We start from the raw sequence: 19084 nt of genomic DNA, 5'->3' as shown, positions 1-19084 counted from the left end.
AGGCCGTCTTGAAAAACCTTCTCACCGATATCGCCGGCGTCCGGGTCGGCCATGCCGAGAATACGGAAGTGGCCTCCGGCACGACCGCCATCATTTTCGACCAGCCGGCCGTCGCGGCGATCGACGTCCGCGGCGGCGGCCCAGGTACGCGCGAGGCCTCGACGCTCGACGTCGCCAATACCGTCGAGCGGATCGATGCGATCGCGCTTTCCGGCGGCTCCGCCTTCGGCCTCGATGCCGGCGGCGGCGTGCAGGCCTGGCTCGCCGAACAGGGCCGCGGCTTCAGGGTCCGGGACGCCGTGGTCCCCCTCGTTCCGGGCGCGATCGTGTTCGACCTGCTCAACGGCGGCAACAAGGCCTGGGGCCGCTTCTCGCCCTATCGCGATCTCGGCTATGCCGCCGCCGCCGCGGCCGGCACCGACTTCACGCTCGGCAGCGTCGGTGCAGGCCTGGGTGCGACCACCGCCACCTTCAAGGGCGGGATCGGCTCGGCGTCGGCCGTCACGACGAACGGCGTCAAGGTCGCCGCGATCATGGTGGTGAACGCGGTCGGCAGCGTCACCGTCGGCAACGGTCCCTGGTTCTGGGCCGCGCCGTTCGAGGAAAACGGCGAGTTCGGCGGACAGGGCCTGCCGCCTGCGTTCACGCCCGACATGCTGGCGATGCGCATCAAGGGCGGGCCGGCCGCGCGTGAGCGCGAGAACACCACGATCGGCCTCGTCGTCACCGACGCAATCCTGAACAAGGCGCAGGCCAAGCGGCTCGCGATGATCGCCCAGACCGGATTTGCCCGCGCGATCTATCCGGTGCATGCCCCGCTCGACGGCGACGTGCTGTTCGCCGCGGCCACCTGCGAGAAGCCGATCGAGCCGCTGGTGGGGCTCACCGAGCTCGGCATGGTCGCCGCCAACGTGGTCGCACGCGCGATCGCACGCGGCGTGTACAGCGCGACCGCGCTGCCGTTCCCCGGTGCACTGCCGGCGTGGAAGGACAAGTTCGGCTAAGCCGTGTACTCATTAAGCGGCTGGCCGCCGCCTGATATCCGCTTACGCCTCAACACCGGTGGAGAAGCAGCAATCGACCAATGTCGCTGAAGGGCCAAGAGCGACTTAGGGACGACGATCGCCGAAGGCGAGTTACGGGCCATTATCGGACTTCAGATCCGGATCAACCCGAATGTCAGCGAAGGGCCAGGTGACCAACGCCACAGTTATCGACAGGTTGTATGCTCCCAACCAAAGGTTGCGCAGTCCAGTATGTCTGCTAGGGTGCACTTACCGGTGCGGCATTTCCCGCCCGGACCTGGAAGGACATGGTCATGAGATTGTCATCGAGCCTTGTCGTGCCTTCAACCGTCGCTGTCTTGTCGACTGTCTTGCTGTGCGCCCCGGCGGCGTCGCAGATCCCAACCGGCTCCGCCGCGACGCTTCCTCCCGTCACAGTCGATGCGCCGAAACAGGTGGCGAAGCCGCACGTCTCGGAGCGGGGAACAAACACAACGGCGCCGCGTCGGACTGCATCAACAACTCGACCGTCAACCGCGCGCGCGCCTGCATATGCGCCAGGTTCTGTTATGGGGAGGATTGCCAGCCTGGAGAAAGTCGCCAGCAGTTGCAACGGTGGCTGTGCATCGAGTTTTCCGAAAGGCAAGGAGCCTTGGATCGGATGTAGCGAGTCGGGCGGCCAAATAGACTACGGACCCTTCTCACCAACCTGCCGAGACACCATCACCCACACATCTTACCTGGGTTGCGTCGAAACAAAGACGTTCTTGGGCGAAGGCCGCAACAAGGCCCACTGGTTGTGCAGCAGCCTGGCCGCTGGCAACAGGTTTAAGGTCGCAGAACTTAAACGATCAGGGCGCCGCTAGTCCATATTGCCTTTGGTCACGCGCGAGCACAGCGAACTCAGCGAAGTTGAGACCAAAACAGGGTCACGTGCTTGATCAGGGACAACGGGGCGCTGCGGGCTGCCGTCTTCAATTCGACTCTCTCCAAAGGCTCTGGCGAGCGGGAGTACGACCATCGAGTCCGCCATGGGTCAGAAGCGCCGGTTTGAACGGCGCCGCGTCACTTCCGGTGTGCCCCGATCAGCTGACCATACCTGGCCTGGGCCAAAACCACACTTCGCCATCGGGCCGATTTTGTTGCAAAAGTTGGCTGCAATGGATTTGGCCGCTGGGCCTTCGTTGAGCCGCGCCCTGAAGCGCTGGCCCTCACGCATTTTACGCAACTTCGACGCTACGCTACGCGATGCGCAGAGCCTGAGCCGGTGGCGGACGTGCGACCAGCGATGCAAACCGCCTCAAATTCTGGGCGATGGCGGCTAGAATAAACTCATCCTGAGCACCTTGCGGGCCACGCAATCGGAGCCGGCCAAGCTTCAGGATGCGTTTCAAGTGTGCAAACCTCATCTCGATCTTCTTGCGCTGACGCCGAGAGAGCTCGAAGCCCTCGGTGCCAGCGAACGACCGGGCAACGTCTCGGGCATGCTCATGGATATCGCGCGGGATCTTGCGTGACGGTTCCTTTGGGCAGCACTGCGGTTTGAGCGGGCATACATCGCAGTCCAGCTTGCTTGCACGATACAAAAGGGTCTTGCCCTCGTGCACGGTACCGCTCGTCCCAAGCCGCTTACCACCCGGGCAGTGGTAAACGTCGCCGGTCGGGTCATAGCGAAAGTCGCTCCGCGAGAAGGTGCCATCATCGCGCTTCGACTTATCGAACACAGGGATATGCGGCGCGATGCCCTTCTCCTCAACCAGCCAGTTCAGCATCGGAGCCGCTCCGTAAGCGGTATCCCCGACAAGTCGCTCTGGCTTGAGACCGAAGCGCTCTTCGGTCCGTTCGATCATAGTCTTTGCTGCACCGACCTCGGCCTGGCGAATCGCGCGGGAGGCCTCGACATCAACGATGACGCCGAACTTCACGTCGATGAGATAGTTGTCGGAGTAGGCGAAGAATGCCGGCCCCTTGTGAGCGCCGGTCCACTGCGCTGCCGGATCGGATGGTGAGACAAACTTTGGGACGACATCGCTGGCGGCGCCCCACGCCGGATCGTCGAGGGTTGCCAAATACTCCTTCACCGCGCGGCTAGACCTGGCCGGATCGCGATCCCTGCGCCAGTCCTGACCTGCGATCGAGCGCTGCTTGTTCGCGTCGGCCGCAATCAAGCTCGCATCGACTGCGAATCCTTCGCCACCAACCAGACCGGCGGCAATGCATGTCTCGACAATCCGTTCGAACACGCGGCGGAGAACATCTCCATCGCGGAAGCGCTCATTGCGGGCGCGCGAGGACGCCGAATGATCCGGGACAGCGTCCTCGATACCGAGCTTGCAGAACCAGCGATAGGCGAGGTTCACCTGCACTTCGCGGCAGATCAGCCGTTCCGAGCGGATCGCAAAGACATACCCCACGACCAGCATCCGGATCATCAGTTCCGGATCAATCGACGGGCGTCCCATCGACGAATAGTGAGATGCTAGTTCACCGCGAAGCCAGGACAGATCGAGAGCAGCATCGATCTTCCGCACCAGATGATCTTCAGGAATCGCGTCGCCAAGACGAAACTCGTAGAACAGTTGACCTTGGTCACTCTTCAGACGGCCCATCATGGATCGACCTCGCCGAGATTCGCGTCAACACAACGGAATCACGCTTCGTGACTTGTCTCAACCGACTTTTGCAACAAAATCGGCCATAACCGAACCTTTCAAAGGGACTGCACTGGCCGCTCGTCTGGATCAATCAACGCCAAGGTGATCCAGTGCGCTTCGATAGCCGGCCTGATCACACCTTCAACCTCTACCACCGTGTCCCATGCTGACTGGATAGAGACCGCGCGCTCGGTCAATCCAATCAGACGGAATTTACCTCGCACCCGGGCTCCAGACTTAACCGGGCTGAGGAAACGAACCCGCTCGAACCCGTAGTTGACACCCATTCGTATCCCCTCGACGCCCGGCATCGCATCGAAAGCGAGCGCCGATAGGAGCGATAGCGTGAGAAATCCATGTGCAATTGTTCCTCCAAAGGGCGTTTCGCTCTCGGCTCGTTGACGGTCGGTGTGAATAAACTGGTGATCGTGGGTGGCATCAGCGAACGTGTCGATCATCGACTGATTGACCAGCAGCCAATCCGACACGTGCTCGGGGCCGTTGAGAAGCTGACGGTACGCCGTCAATGGAATAAGCTTTCGGCGGATAGCTTCGAGTTCAGCGGCTCGCTTGATGTCTGACACCTTCGACCTCGGCAATGATGATTTGGTCTTTGACCCGTTTAAGCGAGCCCGCCGCATCGCACCAGTGGTAAGAAAGTTTCGGCCCGGACCGTCCTTGTGACGGCTGAGAGTCGTTCGAAATCTGGTCGGCTGTGGGGCAAAAGCGGTAGCGCTCAGCCCAGCAGAAGATTTCCGATCTTCCCTCAGGAGCTGACATTGCTTTTATGAGTACGCGCCCAAAGCGTAATGGCCTTAGGTTGAATCGATCGCGACGGGCTCGGTGCAACCTCTCCCGCTTGCGGAAGAGGTCGCGCCCACCGGGTCGCGCCGAAGGCGCCCGATGACAGGCGCGGGTGAGGACTTTCTCCTATAGGGGATCGTCCCATTTCGGAAGCACCCTCTCCCCAAGCCTCTCCCGCTAGCGCAGGGCAATCGCATATGGTGCTTTGCGCAAGCTGAACGCGCGCCTGTCCTTCGAGACGACAGCTTCGCTGTCTCCTCAGGATGAGGCTAAGCGGCATCGGAGCCCGCTGAAACCAGCGCCACGCACTCGGTCCTCATCCTGAGGGCCCGCCAACGGCGGGCGTCTCGAAGGATGGCCACAAGCGATATCACTCTCATATGCGGTTACCCTCCCCCGCAAGCGGCAGAGATAGTGCACTTCCGTTGTAGCGATCGAACGGATCTCATCGCTCTACGCGAGAAACGAAACGGCCTCCAACGCGTTAACGGGCGGACAAGGTACGCGGCCATGCCCTCTTCCGTGATCCGGTTCTTTCGCTATGCGCCAGAGAAACGCGAGCTCAAGGTAACGTTCGTCAGCGGGCGACTCTATGTTTATGAGGATGTTCCGCCCGAGGTCGTTGCCGCGTTCAGGGATTCGCGCTCGAAAGGTACGTTCTTCAATCGCGAGATCCGCGACCGCTATGTCTATCGTGACATCACGCACCAATATGCGGGTAGCCCTGGAGCGCGCTTACACGCTCATCGACATCGATGAAGCCGACCCCGCCGAAGCCTGCGCCTGACGCTGCATCATTTGCCCGAACCAGTCATAAGGCGAATTGCCGCCGCCGCTGGCATTCGAACTGCTGGAGGCGCCAGGCACGGTGGTCGACATCTTGAAGCCGTCGGCATAGGTGACGGTGGTGGTGGTCGAGCCATCGGCATTGGTCGTCGTGGTCGACGTCGAGCCGCCGCCGGATTGCGACGAGGAGTCCGAACCACCGCCCGAGCCGCCGGCACCCTCAGCGTGATGGCCGTGGCCGCCCCGCAGCGCCTTCGTCATCTCTCCGAGATTGATGTCGCCATCCGCATTCGCGTCCATCTTCGAGAACACCTCGTCGGCCTTGGCCAGATTGGTGCCGCCCGCGCCGAGGGCGTCCTCGAACTCGGACTTGGTGATCTTGCCGTCACCGTCGCCATCGATCTGCGAGAACAGGTCCTTCAGCGCATCCTCGGGACTCTTCGATGCCGAAGACGCCGACCTGATCGAGGATGCGCTGGTCGCGGCGCTCGTGTCCGTCGACTGGCCCTGCGCCGCGAACAGCGCGTTCATCGTCTCCGGCGAGATCTGCGGATATCTGCCCGAGTTGACCGACGGGGCCGCGCCGCTGGTCGTGCTGCTGCCGCTGTCGATTGCGAACGGGTTAGTCGCGCCTTGCGTCGATCCCGTCTTCTGCGTCGATGAGGACGATTTCGAGTTCGTCAGCGACTGGATCGCGCCGAGCGCACTCGAGACCGCACCAAGGGCGAACAACATTGCACAACTCCAACCGATGCGGCATGCCGCGGCCAATGTTCCGGACTGACGTGAGCAAGCGTCGTGCCATCGTGAAAAGCTCAATGAAATCCGCCTCCGCCGCGCTCGGCACCGCCGGGGAGCACCGGCAATTCGTGCCGGTCGCGGCAGAAATTTCCGCCCACAGGAAGCGCGGCTTCCCTGCATTGCCCGCCACGGAGGCCCATGTTAGGCGAGGCCATCTTTCACGGCCGCCACGGGAAAACGCGCCATGACCCAAGCCTTCGCCCCCCGCCCCCTGGCCATCGCGCCCTCGATCCTGGCCTCGGACTTCTCCAGACTCGGCGAGGAGGTGCGCGCGGTGGATGCCGCCGGCGCCGACTGGATCCATCTCGACGTGATGGACGGGCACTTCGTTCCGAACATCTCCTACGGCCCCGATGTCATCAAGGCGATGCGCCCGCACACGCAGAAGATCTTCGACGCGCATCTGATGATCTCGCCCTGCGATCCCTATCTCGAGGCCTTCGCGAAAGCCGGCTGCGACCACATCACCGTGCATGCGGAGGCAGGTCCCCACCTGCACCGCTCGCTGCAGGCGATCCGCGCGCTCGGCAAGAAGGCCGGCGTCTCGCTCAATCCGGCGACGCCGATCAGCGCGCTCGAATACGTCCTCGACCTCGTCGACCTCGTGCTGGTGATGTCGGTCAATCCCGGCTTCGGCGGCCAGGCTTTCATCGCCTCGGCGATCGGCAAGATCCGCGACATCCGCGCGATGACGGCGGGCCGTCCGATCGACATCGAGGTCGACGGCGGCGTCGGCCCCGACGTTGCCGGCGCGCTCGCGGCGGCCGGCGCCAACGCCTTCGTCGCCGGCACCTCCGTGTTCAAGGGCGGCACGCAGGACGCCTACAAGGCCAACATCGCCGCGATCCGCAACGCCGCGCTGGGAGCCCGCGGCGAGGCCATCTGACCTCCATTCGCGCGCCGAACCGGCCTTATGGCCGCAGCGACCAACGGGAATGGATGAGATCCGTGCCACTCCCTTCCTGGCAGGCTTGCGGCGCCTGCTCGCCGAGACCTTGCAGGACGGCGAGCAAGTGGTCTGGCAGGGCCAGCCCGACGGCGTTACCCGGATGATCATGTGGCGATTTCTGTGGTGGATCGGCTTCCCCTGGCTGTTGCTGACCGCCGTCGCCGCCGGGAACGATTGGATCGACCAAGCGGCCCAACCTCTCCTTATGGTTGGCGTTGCGATGGTTGCGGCTCCGCTGGTGATGCTGCTGCACGATCTGCAGACGCTCTATGTGATCACCGATCGCCGCGCGCTGATCCTGCGAACGGCCTGGGGCAGACGGACCGTCAGCCAGACGCCGTTCCGGGCGATGGACGCTGCGTTCGAAATTCTCGACATCGGCGGCGGCGCCGGCCATCTCAACTTCGCGTCAAGGCGATCGACCCGTTCGCCCGATACCGACTACACCGGCCGCTACGGGTTTCGCTGTGTTCGAAACGCTCCGCGCATCCGGGATATCCTCGAGGGCGCACGCGCCGGAAAGGTGCGGCGGTCGCCCGCGCAATAAACTGGAGCGCCTCCAGGCGCTGCAGTGAGCAATTGCTGAAAATTGCAACCTCGTTCCGTACTCCTCCGGACTTCCCTGATTCGCGCAAATCACTGCTAGTGGTTCTTGCCTGTTTTTCACGGGAGCACATCATGACGACGACCCTGGTCTGGACTGGCGTGGCGTTGTGGCTTGGTTTCAGTGCGTTTGTTCTGTTCGGCCCTTCGACCGGACCGGTGCAGGTCCCGGCACGTTCGGCGCGCAGCGTCCCTCGCAACCGGATCTGACGCCGTGCAATTCGCGCTCGTGAAGCGCCAGCCGAAGCGCAGGTGCCGCATCCCGCGTCGTCCGCATCCCGGCCTCGACTACTTCTTCGGTCGGCTCGAACTCGCCGAAGGCGAGATGCGGGACGATCCGGGAGAGGAAGCGGCGGACCTGGACTACCCGCTCCGGTCGCCGAACCGGCATTGAAGATTCTGGATTGGACTCGATACTGATGAAGCCGCATTGCCCGAACTGCCTGAAGGAAATGACCAAGGCGTCCGCGTCGCGTAACCTGTTCAGTTGCGAGCCTTGCCGCGAGATCATCCAGTATTTTGGCGGCGGCGCGGATCACGGCGAACCCGGCCCGGAATTCTCCTGGCCCATCCGCCGCAAGCGCTCCGTCCACGCGGCCTGATCCAGACCCGCAGGACGCCAGGCGGGCTATCCCGCCCTGTCGCCGGCATCTGAGCCGCCGACATTGCCAGCCAGCCGCTGCGGCCGCACCACGGTGACGGTGCAGCTCGCTTCCGCGGCCACCTTGGCCGAGACACTGCCGAGCAGCGTGCGCCTGAACGAGCTCTGCCGCGCGCCGATGATGACGTGGTCGACCTGGTTGGCCTCGGCGAATTCCAGGATCGCGGCGGCGGGATCGACCGACTCCAGCACATGAGCCGTCAGCCGGCTCTCATCCAGCTTGAGCGGCGTCGCCCAATGCCTGAGCGCGACCAGGCGGTCGATATGCTTGTTGGAACCCTGCTCGTCCAGGGTCCGGTCGATCGCGATCCGGTTCAGCTTGAGCACGTTGACGCAGGCGAGCCGCGCCGACGGCAAGGTGGCGAGGATGCGCTCGGTGGTCACGCGCAACGCCTCGTTCAGCTCCGGTGCGCCCTCCACGGTGTCGAGCGCGACAGCGAGGATCGGGCTCGATGCGATCTGGACGGCGACATCCGATTTCGCGCGCGGCGCCATGGCGCCAAGGTTGAAACGACGCCGCCACGCGACGCTGAGGGGATCACGTTTCACCCGCTCCGAGCGCGCGGTGAGCTTGACCTGGTCCGGATGGGCGAGATCGAAGGCGAGCTGGGACGCCGTCGGGTAGCGCCACACCGGCTCGATCTCGAGACACCGCAACACCACCTCCTGAAGCCAGGGCGGATAGTCCGCGCGGATCTTGCGCGGCGGATGCGGGTCGCGCCAGAGCCGGCGCCGCATCGCGCGCAGCGTCTCGCCCTCGCCGAACGGCCGCTCGCCGGTCGTGAAGAAATAGAGCAGCACGCCGAGCGAGAACAGGTCGCTGCGCGGATCGTCGCGCACCCCTGACAGCCGCTCGGGCGCCATATAGGGCGCGGTGCCGTAAGGCAGGCGGAATTCCTCCTGCAGGAGGTCCGGCAGGTGGTTGTGATGCGACAGCCCGTAGTCGATCAGCACCGCCTCGCCGGAATCGCGGAACATGATGCTGCTCGGCTTGATGTCGTGATGGATCACGTTCTGCCGGTGCAAATCAGCGAGCGCAGTTGCGATCTTGGCGACGAGCTGTCGCGCCTCGTCATACGGCAGCGGCAGGTCAGGGAGCCGCTTGTAGAGCGTGGCGCCTGGGATGCGCTCGATCACGACATAGGCCTGGTGGGCGAAATCACCGGTGCCGAAGCAGGCCGGCACGTGCGGACCCGCGAGCCGCGGCAGGATCATCATCTCCATCTCGAAGGAGACGATCGCGGCGGGGTCCTCGCCCTCCGACACCCGCGGGATCTTCATCAGCAAGGGCACGTCGATGCCCGGATGGGTGACGGTCCACAGCGTCGCCATGCCGCCGGCATGCACGCATTCACCGATGGTGTAACCGTCGATCTCCGCGCCTGACTTGACCAGGAGTTTCGGCATCGCGGTCAGCGCCCTTGCGACAGCCTGTCGGCCAGCCACGGCGGCAGTCCGTTGTCGCGGATCCTGCTTGCCGCGGTCGCAATGTCATAGGGTGCGCGGCAATAGGTGATCTGGCACGAGACCGTGTCGAACAGCACGAAGGACGCCGAGGGATCGCCGTCGCGGGGCTGGCCGACCGAGCCAAGCACGGCGAGCCATTGCCGTCCGCGCAGGAGCTGCACGGGGACGTCGGTCTTCGGCACGAAGCTCGTCATCTTGGCCGTCACCGACATCGAATAGAGCGCGGGGCGATGGATGTGGCCGCAGAACGTGACATGGGCGGGCGTCGCGATCAGGCTCTTGGCGGCGTCCACCGTCGAGCGGACATAGTGCCAGCGCTGGGGGCTGGAGGCCTCCGAATGCACGAACAGGCGGTCGCTGTCCTCCACCAGCATCGGCAATTCAGCCAGGAACCGCCGCTGCGCGGTGTCGAGCCGGCCGCGGGTCCATTCGATCGCGATCTGCGCCTCGGCGTTCATGGTCTCGGCCGAGGAATTGACCGCTTGGTCGTGATTGCCGCGAACGGCGACGGCGCCCTGCGCAACGAGCTCCATCGCGGTATCCACCACCCACTCCGGATCGGCGCCATATCCGACGAAATCGCCGAGCAGGACGAAGCGCTCCGCGCCCTTCGCACGGGCGATCTTCAAGCAAGCTTCGAACGCCTGCCGGTTGCCGTGGATATCCGAGAAGACAGCGAGAAGCACGCACCCTCCACCCTCAAATTCTTATTCGAGGCCGATGAGGCCAAATTGAGGGAGGTCAACAGGATGCGCCAACATTGGGCCCTTTGCCAGCACTGCTCTGCGGTGATGGTGAAGGGCCTATTGCTCGTCCTTTGGCGGCATTCGGGGCGGTGGAATCGGGGTGAACACCGCGCCTTCCGCGCCGGCGGGCGGGGCATTGAACTCGCCGGTCGAGGAATCGCCGCCGCTGGTCTCCAGGATGGTCTTCGGGGTCACATATTCCCGGACCATGTCGATCAGGCTGCCGTCGCCGCCGCCGAAATCGGCCGCGCGCCCTCCTTGCGGATGACCGGCCGCGATCTCGTTCTCGGCGGCGTGGGTCTTGTCGGCCAGCCGGTCATTGTAGGGCACACGGAAGGCGCGCGGGATGCCGCTCGGGCGATTGTCCTCATCCAGCGCCTCGACCCAGAGGTAGATCGAGCCGGGATCGCCCTGAAGCGAATGCGGCTCGACGATGCGGGCTTTCAAGAGCTTGAAGGCGGCCGGCAGCCGGTCGGAACTGGCCCAGCCGAGCAGCCCGCGCATTTCGGTGAAGCTGACGATGTAGAAGGTGCTGGTCACGACCACCGCGACCGCCTTCAGTGACCAGTGCAGCCGTGCATAGACCAGAACGACCAGCAGCAGCGCGCCGATGACGGCATAAGCGACCGACAGCGTCAGGATGATCGTTTGCAGGCTAGTCACGGCGGACCCTCGTAGCGTTCCTGCTCACGCCGGTCCTGGGATCGAGATCGCCGCCGTTGCGCCAGCTGCTGCGGAACGTCTCCAGCAGCGATTTCGGCCGCTGATCGACATCGACGACCTTGCCTTCCGCATCGATCCGGAATCGGACCGCGGTCTTTTCGTCGCCGGTGTGGTCGAGCGTGAACTTGTTATCGAAGATCACCTGCGCGGTCGGATTGAGCTTCTGCACCTTCACACTGGCGGTCACAGGCTCGCCGGTGGTGGCGACGAAATGCGAGACGTTGACGGTGTACTCGCCGGCGACGATGCCGCGCACGGTGACGATCTCCTCTCGGATGGGCGAGGCGATCTTCTTGCCGTTGACGATGATGAAGTCATTGGCTCCGCCGCGATCATCGCGGTCGAGCGTCAGGAAGCCGGCCTCGCGGTGGCGATACCAGGCGATGTTGCCGGCCGGATCCTGCACGAAGAGGTCGAGATCATCAGGATGATTGTCCGGCCAATCCATCGTAATGATGAACTCCGCCTTGGAATCGATCTTGCCCTCCTTGGCGTCCGGCGAGACCGCGAGCAGCGCCAGGAAGAACAGGAACGCGATCACCTGGAGCGCCTTGAACAGCATCACGCCGAGCGGATCGAACGGCTCCTCGCGCGGATAGAGACCGAAATCATCCATCATGACGGCGCACCGGAACCTTTGCGCTCCAGCACCGGCGTCACATAGGTCTCCGTCAGCAGCACCGCATCCGAGAACACCCGCTGGGTCGCGGCGTCCAGCATGTAGTACTGGATGCGGACCAGGATCGAGCCGACGAGGCCGGCGAGCGTCGTGTACATCGCGACCGCCATGCCGTCGCTCATTAGGCCCATCGAAGAGCGCATCGCGACCTTGTCGGCGGCATCCAGCCCCGCGATCGGCGCCAGCATGATGATGAAGCCGATGATGGTGCCGAGCAGGCCGAGCTTCATCAGCGTGTCGGAGACGAAAGCACCGAAGCCATTGGAGCCGCGCAGGCGATCGGCGAGGTTTCGCAACAGCAGCGTCTGGTCGACCGGCCGGTAGTCCTGCGCCGCGGCTTTCGTCACCAGGCTCTGGATGTGGTCGCGCACGAGGCCGCGCGGCAGCACCGCCGCGCTCGCATCCAGCGCCTTGCTGCCGTCCGGCGCCGCCAACACCGCCCGGCAGCGCCGCGCCGCCGCGCCTTCACGCGCAATCGCCCGCGTGCGCAGGAAGCAATGGCCGCAGGTGAGGACATAGAGCGCCGCGATCACGCTCGAGATGTAGGTGCGGTCCGAGGTCAGCATCAGGTGGATCAGGCCGAAGCGCCACAGCAGCACGACGGCGAAGATCGAGAGCCCGGTGAAGATCATCCAGAACAGCAGCGCACTGCGCTCGGACGGGTCGGTCGCAGTCCCCGCGATCGGTCCAATCGTGATCGAGCTCATGCTGCACCGCTCCCGGATTGCAGGCACTGCCTGCAGCGTGTCCCCACCGATTAGATCAAAGCCGCCGTTTCAGGTCCAAAGACGCATGCCCAATCCGGCTTGGGAAATTTGCCCAAGCTGCAATCCACCCCAACCACCACAATTGGCAAGACGCGGCGGCGTTGTTAGGCTGACCTTACCAAACGTCGGGGGTGATCGCATGCGCCTCGTGCTTCAGCTTGTCGCCCGTCTGCTGCTCATCGTCGTGCTCTGCCTTGGAGCCGCGACCGTATGGGCCACCTTCGACGCCTATCGCAGCGTCGATCGGGCGACCGCAGCCTCGGCGCAGCGGGTCGCCCAAGCGCTCCAGGCACTGTATTGGCGCGAGCTTTTGTTGCGGAGCAGCAGAGCGCGCGAGCATCTCCTGCCGGTTCCGGACTGGCGCACGCTGGAGACGATGAAGCTGATCTCACCCGGCGTCTGCGTCGAGTTCCAGCCGGCTGTGGCATTCGAGAAGCCGCTCTGCGGCCAGAGCGAGGGGCTGGGCAAGGCGGCGCCGCGCTGGTTCGCCGCCATTGTGCCCACCTTCCTCGGCAGCCACGCCGAGGTCATCCGGCCCGTCAGCCCCCGCGCGGCGGCTGCCGGCACGGTGGTTGCGACGCCGGACGGCGCGGCGGCCGTCTCGCTGGCCTGGGAGTACATCCTCAATGTGATCGATGTCGCGCTGCTCATGGCGGCGGCAATTGCGCTGCTGGCCTCGCTCGCGATCGCACATGCGCTGGCGCCGGCGCGCACGATCGTGACCGCCTTGCAGCGCATGGCGCGCGGTCAATATCGCACGAAGCTGCCGCGCTTCCGCTCGATGGAGCTGGCGATGATCGGCAGCGCCGTCGGCGAGCTCGGCAACAGGCTGGAGGAAGCTACCGAGCAGCGCGCCGCCCTGACGCGGCGCCTGATCGAAATCCGCGACGACGAGCGTCGCGCCCTCGCCCGCGAGCTGCACGACGAGTTCGGGCAGAATCTTTCCGCCATTCTCGCCTTCGCCAACACAATCGAGACAGCGAGCACGAAGGATCGCAGCACGGGAATCGCCCAGGATGCGCGCATGATCTCGCAGGCCACCCATCATCTGATGGCCTCGCTCCGCGATGCGCTGAAGCGTCTGCGCAATCCGCTGCCCGAGGAGCTCGGGCTCGAGGCAAGCCTCGTCAATCTCGTCGACAGCTGGCGCTCACAGAGCGCGGCGCGGCCGACGATCCAGCTCGATCTCAGGGGTGACCTCACCGACATCAGCGGTTCGGCCGCCAACACGGCCTATCGCGTGGCACAGGAATGCCTGACCAACGCGCTGCGTCACGGCGCGGCGCGCGAGATCAGCCTGCGCGTCGAACGTCGTGCCGGCGAGGACGATGCGCTGCTGATCCGCGTCGAGGATGACGGCGGCGGCGACGCGGCCCGTGTCGCGCAGTCGGCCGGTTTCGGCCTGACGGGCATCCGCGAGCGCGTCACGGCGGCCGGCGGATCGCTGTCGATCCTGCCGGCCCGCGGCGGCCTCAGCGTTGCCGCCACCATCCCGCTCGCTGCGTGAGGCCGGGATGAGCGAGGTTGCAGCAACAGGCATCTCCGTGCTGCTGGTCGACGACCACCCGATCGTCCGGCAAGGCTACCGGCGCGTGCTGGAAAGCCAGGGCGATCTGCACGTCGTGGCGGAGGCCGACAACGCCGCGGATGCCTACAGCGCGTTCAAGGCGCATGACCCCGACGTCGTCGTGCTCGATATCTCGATGCCCGGCGCGAGCGGGCTGGAGGCGATCCGCAACATCCGCGCGCGCAGCCCGCGGGCGCGGATCCTCGTCTTCACCATGCACAACGAAGCCGTGCTGGTGAAGGCCGCCTTCGGCGCCGGAGCCTCGGGCTTCGTCACCAAGAGCAGCGAGCCGTCCGCGGTTGTGCACGCCATCCGCAGCGTGGCACGCGGTGAGCGCGCCATGAGCGACGACATCGCGCATATTCTGGCCGAGGACAGCCTGTCGCCGACGGGTTCGGCGCTGGACCAGCTGGGTGAGCGCGAGATCGAGATCCTGCGTCAATTCGCCGGCGGCGCCACCACCGAGCAGATCGCGACGCATCTCAATCTCAGCGTCAAGACGGTGCAGAACTATCACTACCTGATCAAGACCAAGACCGGCGCGCGCACGGATGCGCAACTCGTGCGGCTGGCCGCGACCTGTGGGCTGACCAGGATCTAGCAGCCAGGCTGCCGCACTGCCTTATCCCCCTGAAGCTTCTCAATCTGCTGAACGAAATTGGAACGGAGCCGATCCGGCTCCGGTTAGTACGCCAGAGAAGGAGTAAAGGGTCATGAGTAAGGGTCACCATAAGGCAGTCGACCATCCCCCGATCATCACGGTAGGCGAGCTCATCGATGAACTTTGCCGCCTGCCGGACACGGCCGTCGTCCACTTTCGCTGCCCCATGTTCGATCAGGAGCTGACGTTCTACCGGCTGCGAAAGCGGTCGAAGGACGCCGTCGAAATCGCCGTCAACGCATATCCGGACAGTCCGCCCGTCGTGCCGTCGCCCGATCATGCCTTCCAAGCGCGAAGACAATCGGCATCCTCGCCCTCGCTTCGCGACGGCGCCGCTCTCCAGAAGACGCGAGGTTGATGAGCCCAGCCTGAATGGGCCCTGCGGCCCTGGAGCATGATCGGGATAAGTCTGCCGCGGTTAGGCCGTCCTCAGCCCGCGCAGCAGCAGAGCGAGCGTCGCATCGACGCGCGCGGAGAGATCGGCGTCCTTCCACTCGTCGGCATGGGCCGGATGATGGAAGCGGACGGTCGCATCGAAGATCGCGCGCGCGGTTGCCTTGACGTCGCCCACGGCGAATTCGCCCCGCTTCACGCCATCGGTCAGGATCGCCGCGATCTGGTCGATCATGGTGTCCTTGTGGCATTTGACGGCCGCGCAGGCCTCGCGTGCCAGCGTCAGGTAGGTCTCGAACATTTCGGGATCGTCGAGCACACGCGAACGCTTCGCTGCGAACAGCGTGCGCAGCCAGCGGTCGAGCCTGTCGTGCGCCGACCCCTGCTCGTTGGCGATCGCCAGCAACGGCGCGTCGATGCGGTCCAGCCAGCGTTTGGCAACGGCCTCGCGCAGCGAGGCCTTGCTGGGGAAATGGCGATAGACGCTGCCGTGGCTCACATCGAGCGCACGGGCAACGTCGACCACGGTGGCCTTGGCAAGTCCGTAGCGCCTGAGCACGTCCTCGGTGACTTCGAGGATCCGCTCCGGCGTCAAGACAACGGCTTCATTCATGCCAGCACCATGTTCCCGTTTGGGGCTCAGTTACCCGGCAGTAGGGCTGCTTCCGAAGCGCCCTTGCCGGTCGTTCGGAAGGCCTATGCCTTAATGAGGCAGTTTTGCAGCCTGCGCCGCGATCTGGCGCGCCACCAGCAAATTGAGCCAATGCCCAATTACGCCAGTGAAATTGAGGATTTCGGTCGTCATTGTCGTAAGTCTCCATTCGTCCGCGGTCCCCGTTCTTCGATCCGGGGTCACGCGGGACGCCCAATCGGAGCGTCCGGAGACGGATATACATGTCTCGCTGACAGATTTCAATATCTGTCAGTCAATGATCCGTGATTGACCGCTGATTTCTGTGGCCGGGGGAGGCCCCTCGCCGGATACCGCTACCGGCCGAACCTTGGCGTTGGCTGCCTGCTCGGTCCAATCATCCCCTGCTAGCTTGCGCCCGCCGTTTGTTCAGGCCTCCCAGCTCTGCTAAATCACGGCGTAAAAAGCATTTTGGCCGGCGCCACCCCCTAGGGTCGCCCGCCCACCTTCCTGGAGCCGTCAGATGATCCCCCGCTATACCCGCCCGGAAATGGCCTCGATCTGGGAGCCGCAGACCCGGTTCAAGATCTGGTTTGAGATCGAGGCGCATGCGGCGGACGCGCTCGCCGAGCTCGGAACCATCCCCAAGGAGGCCGCCAAAACGGTCTGGGCCAAGGCCAAGGACGCCACATTCGACGTCGCCCGCATCGACGAGATCGAGCGCGAGACCAAGCACGACGTCATCGCCTTCCTCACCCACCTCGCCGAGATCGTCGGCCCCGAGGCGCGCTTCGTGCACCAGGGCATGACCTCCTCCGACGTGCTCGATACCTGCCTCAACGTCCAGCTCACCCGCGCCGCGGACCTGCTGCTCGCCGACCTCGACAAAGTGCTGGCAGCGCTCAAGAAGCGCGCCTTCGAGCACAAGATGACGCCGACCATTGGCCGCAGCCACGGCATCCACGCCGAGCCCGTCACCTTCGGTCTCAAGCTCGCCTATGCCTATGCCGAGTTCACCCGCGCCAAGGAGCGCCTGATTGCAGCGCGGAAAGAAGTCGCGACCTGCGCCATCTCCGGCGCCGTCGGCACCTTCGCGCAGATCGATCCGCGCGTCGAAGAGCATGTCGCGAAAGCCATGGGCCTTGTCCCCGAGCCGATCTCGACCCAGGTGATCCCGCGCGACCGTCACGCCATGTATTTCTCGACGCTCGGCGTGATTGCCTCCTCGATCGAGCGCCTCGCCGTGGAAATCCGTCACATGCAGCGCACCGAGGTGCTCGAGGCCGAAGAGTTCTTCTCCGAAGGGCAGAAGGGCTCCTCCGCGATGCCGCACAAGCGCAACCCGGTGCTGTCGGAGAACCTCACCGGCCTCTCGCGCATGGTGCGCGCCTATGTGACGCCGGCGCTGGAGAACGTCGTGCTCTGGCACGAACGCGACATCTCGCACTCCTCCGCCGAGCGCATGATGGGGCCGGATGCCACCGTGACGCTCGACTTCGCGCTGGTGCGCCTCGCCGGGCTGATCGACAAGCTTCTCGTCTATCCCGCCAACATGCAGAAGAACCTCGACCGCCTCGGCGGCCTCGTGCATTCGCAGCGCGTGCTGCTGGCGCTGACGCAGAAGGGCGCAAGCCGCGAGGACGCCTACAAGCTCGTGCAGCGTAACGCGATGCCGGTCTGGCGCGGCGAAGGCGACTTCCTCCAGCTCCTGAAGAAGGACACCGAGGTGAAGAAGTATCTCACCGACACCGAGATCGAGGAACAGTTCGACCTCGGCTATCACCTCAAGCACGTCGACACGATTTTCAAGCGCGTGTTCGGGGAAGCGTAAATCGTAGGGTGGGTTAGCCTTGCGGCCTGCGCGCAGCGCAGTCCGCTGGGCGTAACCCACCTCTTTTCGCTCCCGCTGAGACAAACAGTGGTGGGTTACGCCGCGCAGATGCGCTATGCGCATCTGCAGGGCTAACCTACCCTACCAACGACGACAGAAAACGGATCCCCCCATGCCCATCGTCAACCGCGTTGCCGCCCTCTCCGACGAAATGGCCGCCTGGCGCCATGACTTCCACGAGAACCCCGAGCTGCTCTACGAAGTCCACCGCACCGCCGGCATCGTGGCCGACAGGCTTCGCGAGTTCGGGTGCGACGAGGTGGTGACGGGCATCGGCCGCACCGGCGTGGTCGGCGTGATCCGCGGCCGCAAGTCAGCCTCCGGCAAGGCCATCGGCCTGCGCGCCGACATGGACGCGCTGCCGATCATGGAGACGTCGGGCGTGCCCTATGCCTCCAAGGTCCCCGGCAAGATGCACGCCTGCGGGCATGACGGCCACACCGCCATGCTGCTGGGCGCCGCCAAATACCTCGCCGAGACCCGCAATTTCGACGGCACGGCCGTGATGATCTTCCAGCCCGCCGAAGAAGGCGGCGGCGGCGGCAAGGCGATGGTCGAGGACGGGCTGATGACGCGCTGGAACATCCAGGAGGTGTACGGCATGCACAACATGCCGGGCCTGCCCGAGGGTCATTTCGCGACCACGCCCGGCGCGATGCTCGCGTCCTCCGACAACATCCAGATCACCGTCCGCGGCAAGGGCGGGCACGCCGGCGCAGGCCCGCACAAATCAGTCGACAGCGTGCTGATCGGCTCGCAGATCGTGAATGCGCTGCAATCGATCGTCGCGCGCAACGTCGACCCGCTGAAATCGGCGGTGATCTCGATCACGCAGTTCCATTCCGGCACCGCCTTCAACATCATCCCGGAGGTCGCCGAGCTCGGCGGCACCGTGCGCACGCTCGACCCCGAGGTGCGCGATCTCGTCGAGCGCCGCATCGGCGAAGTCGCCGACAGTATCGCCCGCGCCTATGGCGGCTCGGCCGAGACGAAGTACACGCGGATGTACCCGGTGACGATGAACCATGCCCGCGAGGCCGGCATTGCCGCCGACGTCGCCCGCGACATCGTCGGCACCGATCGCGTCAACGACAAGTTCGTCCCGATGATGGGCGCCGAGGATTTCTCGTTCATGCTGGAAGCACGCCCCGGCGCAATGGTGCTTGTCGGCATGGGCGACGGCAACGAGTGCCACCACCCGGGTTACATCTTCAACGACAACATCCTGGGCCATGGCGCCTCGTTCTGGGCGCGCCTGGTCGAGACGCGGATGCCGGCGGGGTAGCACCGCCTTCGC

Annotated in this window: 21 protein-coding genes; 12 read left to right on the top strand and 9 right to left on the bottom strand. The window is 64.7% G+C overall.

What is annotated here, in order from left to right:
• Nucleotides 1–8: 8 nt before the first annotated feature.
• Nucleotides 9–1004 (top strand): P1 family peptidase, encoded by a 996-nt coding sequence (locus tag IVB23_RS35300; protein ID WP_247801581.1) that lies wholly within the window; start codon nt 9–11, stop codon nt 1002–1004.
• A gap of 1241 nt (nt 1005–2245) precedes the next feature.
• Here the strand turns inward: IVB23_RS35300 and IVB23_RS35295 are convergent.
• Nucleotides 2246–3616: a transposase gene (locus IVB23_RS35295; protein ID WP_247801579.1), complete on the bottom strand. Its 1371-nt coding sequence runs from the start codon at nt 3614–3616 to the stop codon at nt 2246–2248.
• 98 nt (nt 3617–3714) lie between these two features.
• Nucleotides 3715–4242 (bottom strand): MaoC family dehydratase, encoded by a 528-nt coding sequence (locus IVB23_RS35290; protein WP_276578554.1) that lies wholly within the window; start codon nt 4240–4242, stop codon nt 3715–3717.
• A gap of 730 nt (nt 4243–4972) precedes the next feature.
• Here IVB23_RS35290 and IVB23_RS35285 point away from each other — a divergent pair.
• Complete coding sequence (locus tag IVB23_RS35285) at nt 4973–5221, top strand: KTSC domain-containing protein (RefSeq protein ID WP_247801577.1); 249 nt, start codon at nt 4973–4975, stop codon at nt 5219–5221.
• Here the strand turns inward: IVB23_RS35285 and IVB23_RS35280 are convergent.
• A complete protein-coding gene (locus IVB23_RS35280) occupies nt 5198–5983 on the bottom strand; it encodes an EF-hand domain-containing protein (protein WP_197969625.1) in 786 nt (261 codons plus the stop codon). The two genes, IVB23_RS35285 and IVB23_RS35280, sit on opposite strands and share 24 nt — an antisense overlap.
• Nucleotides 5984–6233: 250 nt before the next feature.
• On the opposite strand from IVB23_RS35280, the gene rpe reads away from it, so the two are divergent.
• The 5 genes from rpe (at nt 6234) to IVB23_RS35260 (ending at nt 8203) form a co-directional block, all read left to right on the top strand.
• Nucleotides 6234–6935 carry a ribulose-phosphate 3-epimerase gene (rpe, locus tag IVB23_RS35275; RefSeq protein WP_247801575.1) on the top strand — a complete coding sequence of 234 codons (702 nt, stop codon included), beginning with the start codon at nt 6234–6236 and terminating at the stop codon, nt 6933–6935.
• 85 nt (nt 6936–7020) lie between these two features.
• Nucleotides 7021–7545 (top strand): hypothetical protein, encoded by a 525-nt coding sequence (locus IVB23_RS35270; RefSeq protein ID WP_247801573.1) that lies wholly within the window; start codon nt 7021–7023, stop codon nt 7543–7545.
• A gap of 131 nt (nt 7546–7676) precedes the next feature.
• Nucleotides 7677–7811 carry a hypothetical protein gene (locus IVB23_RS39380; RefSeq protein ID WP_256469037.1) on the top strand — a complete coding sequence of 45 codons (135 nt, stop codon included), beginning with the start codon at nt 7677–7679 and terminating at the stop codon, nt 7809–7811.
• Nucleotides 7812–7815: 4 nt separating this feature from the next.
• Nucleotides 7816–7995 carry a hypothetical protein gene (locus tag IVB23_RS35265; RefSeq protein WP_239624932.1) on the top strand — a complete coding sequence of 60 codons (180 nt, stop codon included), beginning with the start codon at nt 7816–7818 and terminating at the stop codon, nt 7993–7995.
• A gap of 25 nt (nt 7996–8020) precedes the next feature.
• Nucleotides 8021–8203, top strand: coding sequence for a hypothetical protein (locus IVB23_RS35260; protein WP_247801571.1), 183 nt, complete (start codon nt 8021–8023; stop codon nt 8201–8203).
• Nucleotides 8204–8229: 26 nt separating this feature from the next.
• Here IVB23_RS35260 and IVB23_RS35255 read toward each other — a convergent pair whose 3' ends face one another.
• The 5 genes from IVB23_RS35255 to IVB23_RS35235 all read right to left on the bottom strand — a co-directional run bounded on the left by IVB23_RS35255 (nt 8230) and on the right by IVB23_RS35235 (nt 12584).
• Entirely contained in the window at nt 8230–9669 is a 1440-nt protein-coding gene (locus IVB23_RS35255; RefSeq protein ID WP_247805018.1) for a bifunctional serine/threonine-protein kinase/universal stress protein, read from the bottom strand.
• 5 nt (nt 9670–9674) lie between these two features.
• On the bottom strand, nt 9675–10415 hold the full coding sequence (locus IVB23_RS35250; protein ID WP_247801570.1) for a metallophosphoesterase family protein: 741 nt from the start codon (nt 10413–10415) through the stop codon (nt 9675–9677).
• A 117-nt stretch (nt 10416–10532) separates the two neighbouring features.
• Nucleotides 10533–11138 carry a hypothetical protein gene (locus IVB23_RS35245; RefSeq protein ID WP_247801568.1) on the bottom strand — a complete coding sequence of 202 codons (606 nt, stop codon included), beginning with the start codon at nt 11136–11138 and terminating at the stop codon, nt 10533–10535.
• Nucleotides 11131–11817, bottom strand: coding sequence for a hypothetical protein (locus IVB23_RS35240; RefSeq protein ID WP_061882936.1), 687 nt, complete (start codon nt 11815–11817; stop codon nt 11131–11133). Before IVB23_RS35240 ends, IVB23_RS35245 begins: the two co-directional genes overlap by 8 nt.
• Nucleotides 11814–12584 (bottom strand): MotA/TolQ/ExbB proton channel family protein, encoded by a 771-nt coding sequence (locus IVB23_RS35235; RefSeq protein ID WP_131871279.1) that lies wholly within the window; start codon nt 12582–12584, stop codon nt 11814–11816. Before IVB23_RS35235 ends, IVB23_RS35240 begins: the two co-directional genes overlap by 4 nt.
• 199 nt (nt 12585–12783) lie before the next feature.
• Here IVB23_RS35235 and IVB23_RS35230 point away from each other — a divergent pair, with 199 nt between their 5' ends.
• The 3 genes from IVB23_RS35230 (at nt 12784) to IVB23_RS35220 (ending at nt 15230) form a co-directional block, all read left to right on the top strand.
• Complete coding sequence (locus IVB23_RS35230) at nt 12784–14151, top strand: histidine kinase (RefSeq protein ID WP_061882938.1); 1368 nt, start codon at nt 12784–12786, stop codon at nt 14149–14151.
• A 7-nt stretch (nt 14152–14158) separates the two neighbouring features.
• Nucleotides 14159–14812, top strand: a complete 654-nt coding sequence (locus tag IVB23_RS35225) for a response regulator transcription factor (RefSeq protein ID WP_061882939.1) — start codon at nt 14159–14161, stop codon at nt 14810–14812.
• Nucleotides 14813–14924: 112 nt separating this feature from the next.
• Nucleotides 14925–15230: a hypothetical protein gene (locus IVB23_RS35220; RefSeq protein ID WP_061882940.1), complete on the top strand. Its 306-nt coding sequence runs from the start codon at nt 14925–14927 to the stop codon at nt 15228–15230.
• A gap of 60 nt (nt 15231–15290) precedes the next feature.
• Here IVB23_RS35220 and IVB23_RS35215 read toward each other — a convergent pair whose 3' ends face one another.
• Entirely contained in the window at nt 15291–15878 is a 588-nt protein-coding gene (locus IVB23_RS35215) for a TetR family transcriptional regulator (RefSeq protein ID WP_197969619.1), read from the bottom strand.
• 541 nt (nt 15879–16419) lie between these two features.
• On the opposite strand from IVB23_RS35215, the gene purB reads away from it, so the two are divergent.
• Nucleotides 16420–17727, top strand: coding sequence for an adenylosuccinate lyase (gene purB, locus IVB23_RS35210; RefSeq protein WP_247801566.1), 1308 nt, complete (start codon nt 16420–16422; stop codon nt 17725–17727).
• A 172-nt stretch (nt 17728–17899) separates the two neighbouring features.
• Nucleotides 17900–19072 (top strand): M20 aminoacylase family protein, encoded by a 1173-nt coding sequence (locus IVB23_RS35205; RefSeq protein WP_061882943.1) that lies wholly within the window; start codon nt 17900–17902, stop codon nt 19070–19072.
• The last annotated feature ends 12 nt before the right edge of the window (nt 19073–19084 follow it).

This window comes from Bradyrhizobium sp. 191, from assembly GCF_023100985.1.
Classification (GTDB): Bacteria; Pseudomonadota; Alphaproteobacteria; order Rhizobiales; family Xanthobacteraceae; genus Bradyrhizobium; species Bradyrhizobium diversitatis.
Note: the sequence above shows the minus strand (reverse complement) of the source record. Positions and strands in the feature narration are given on the sequence as shown.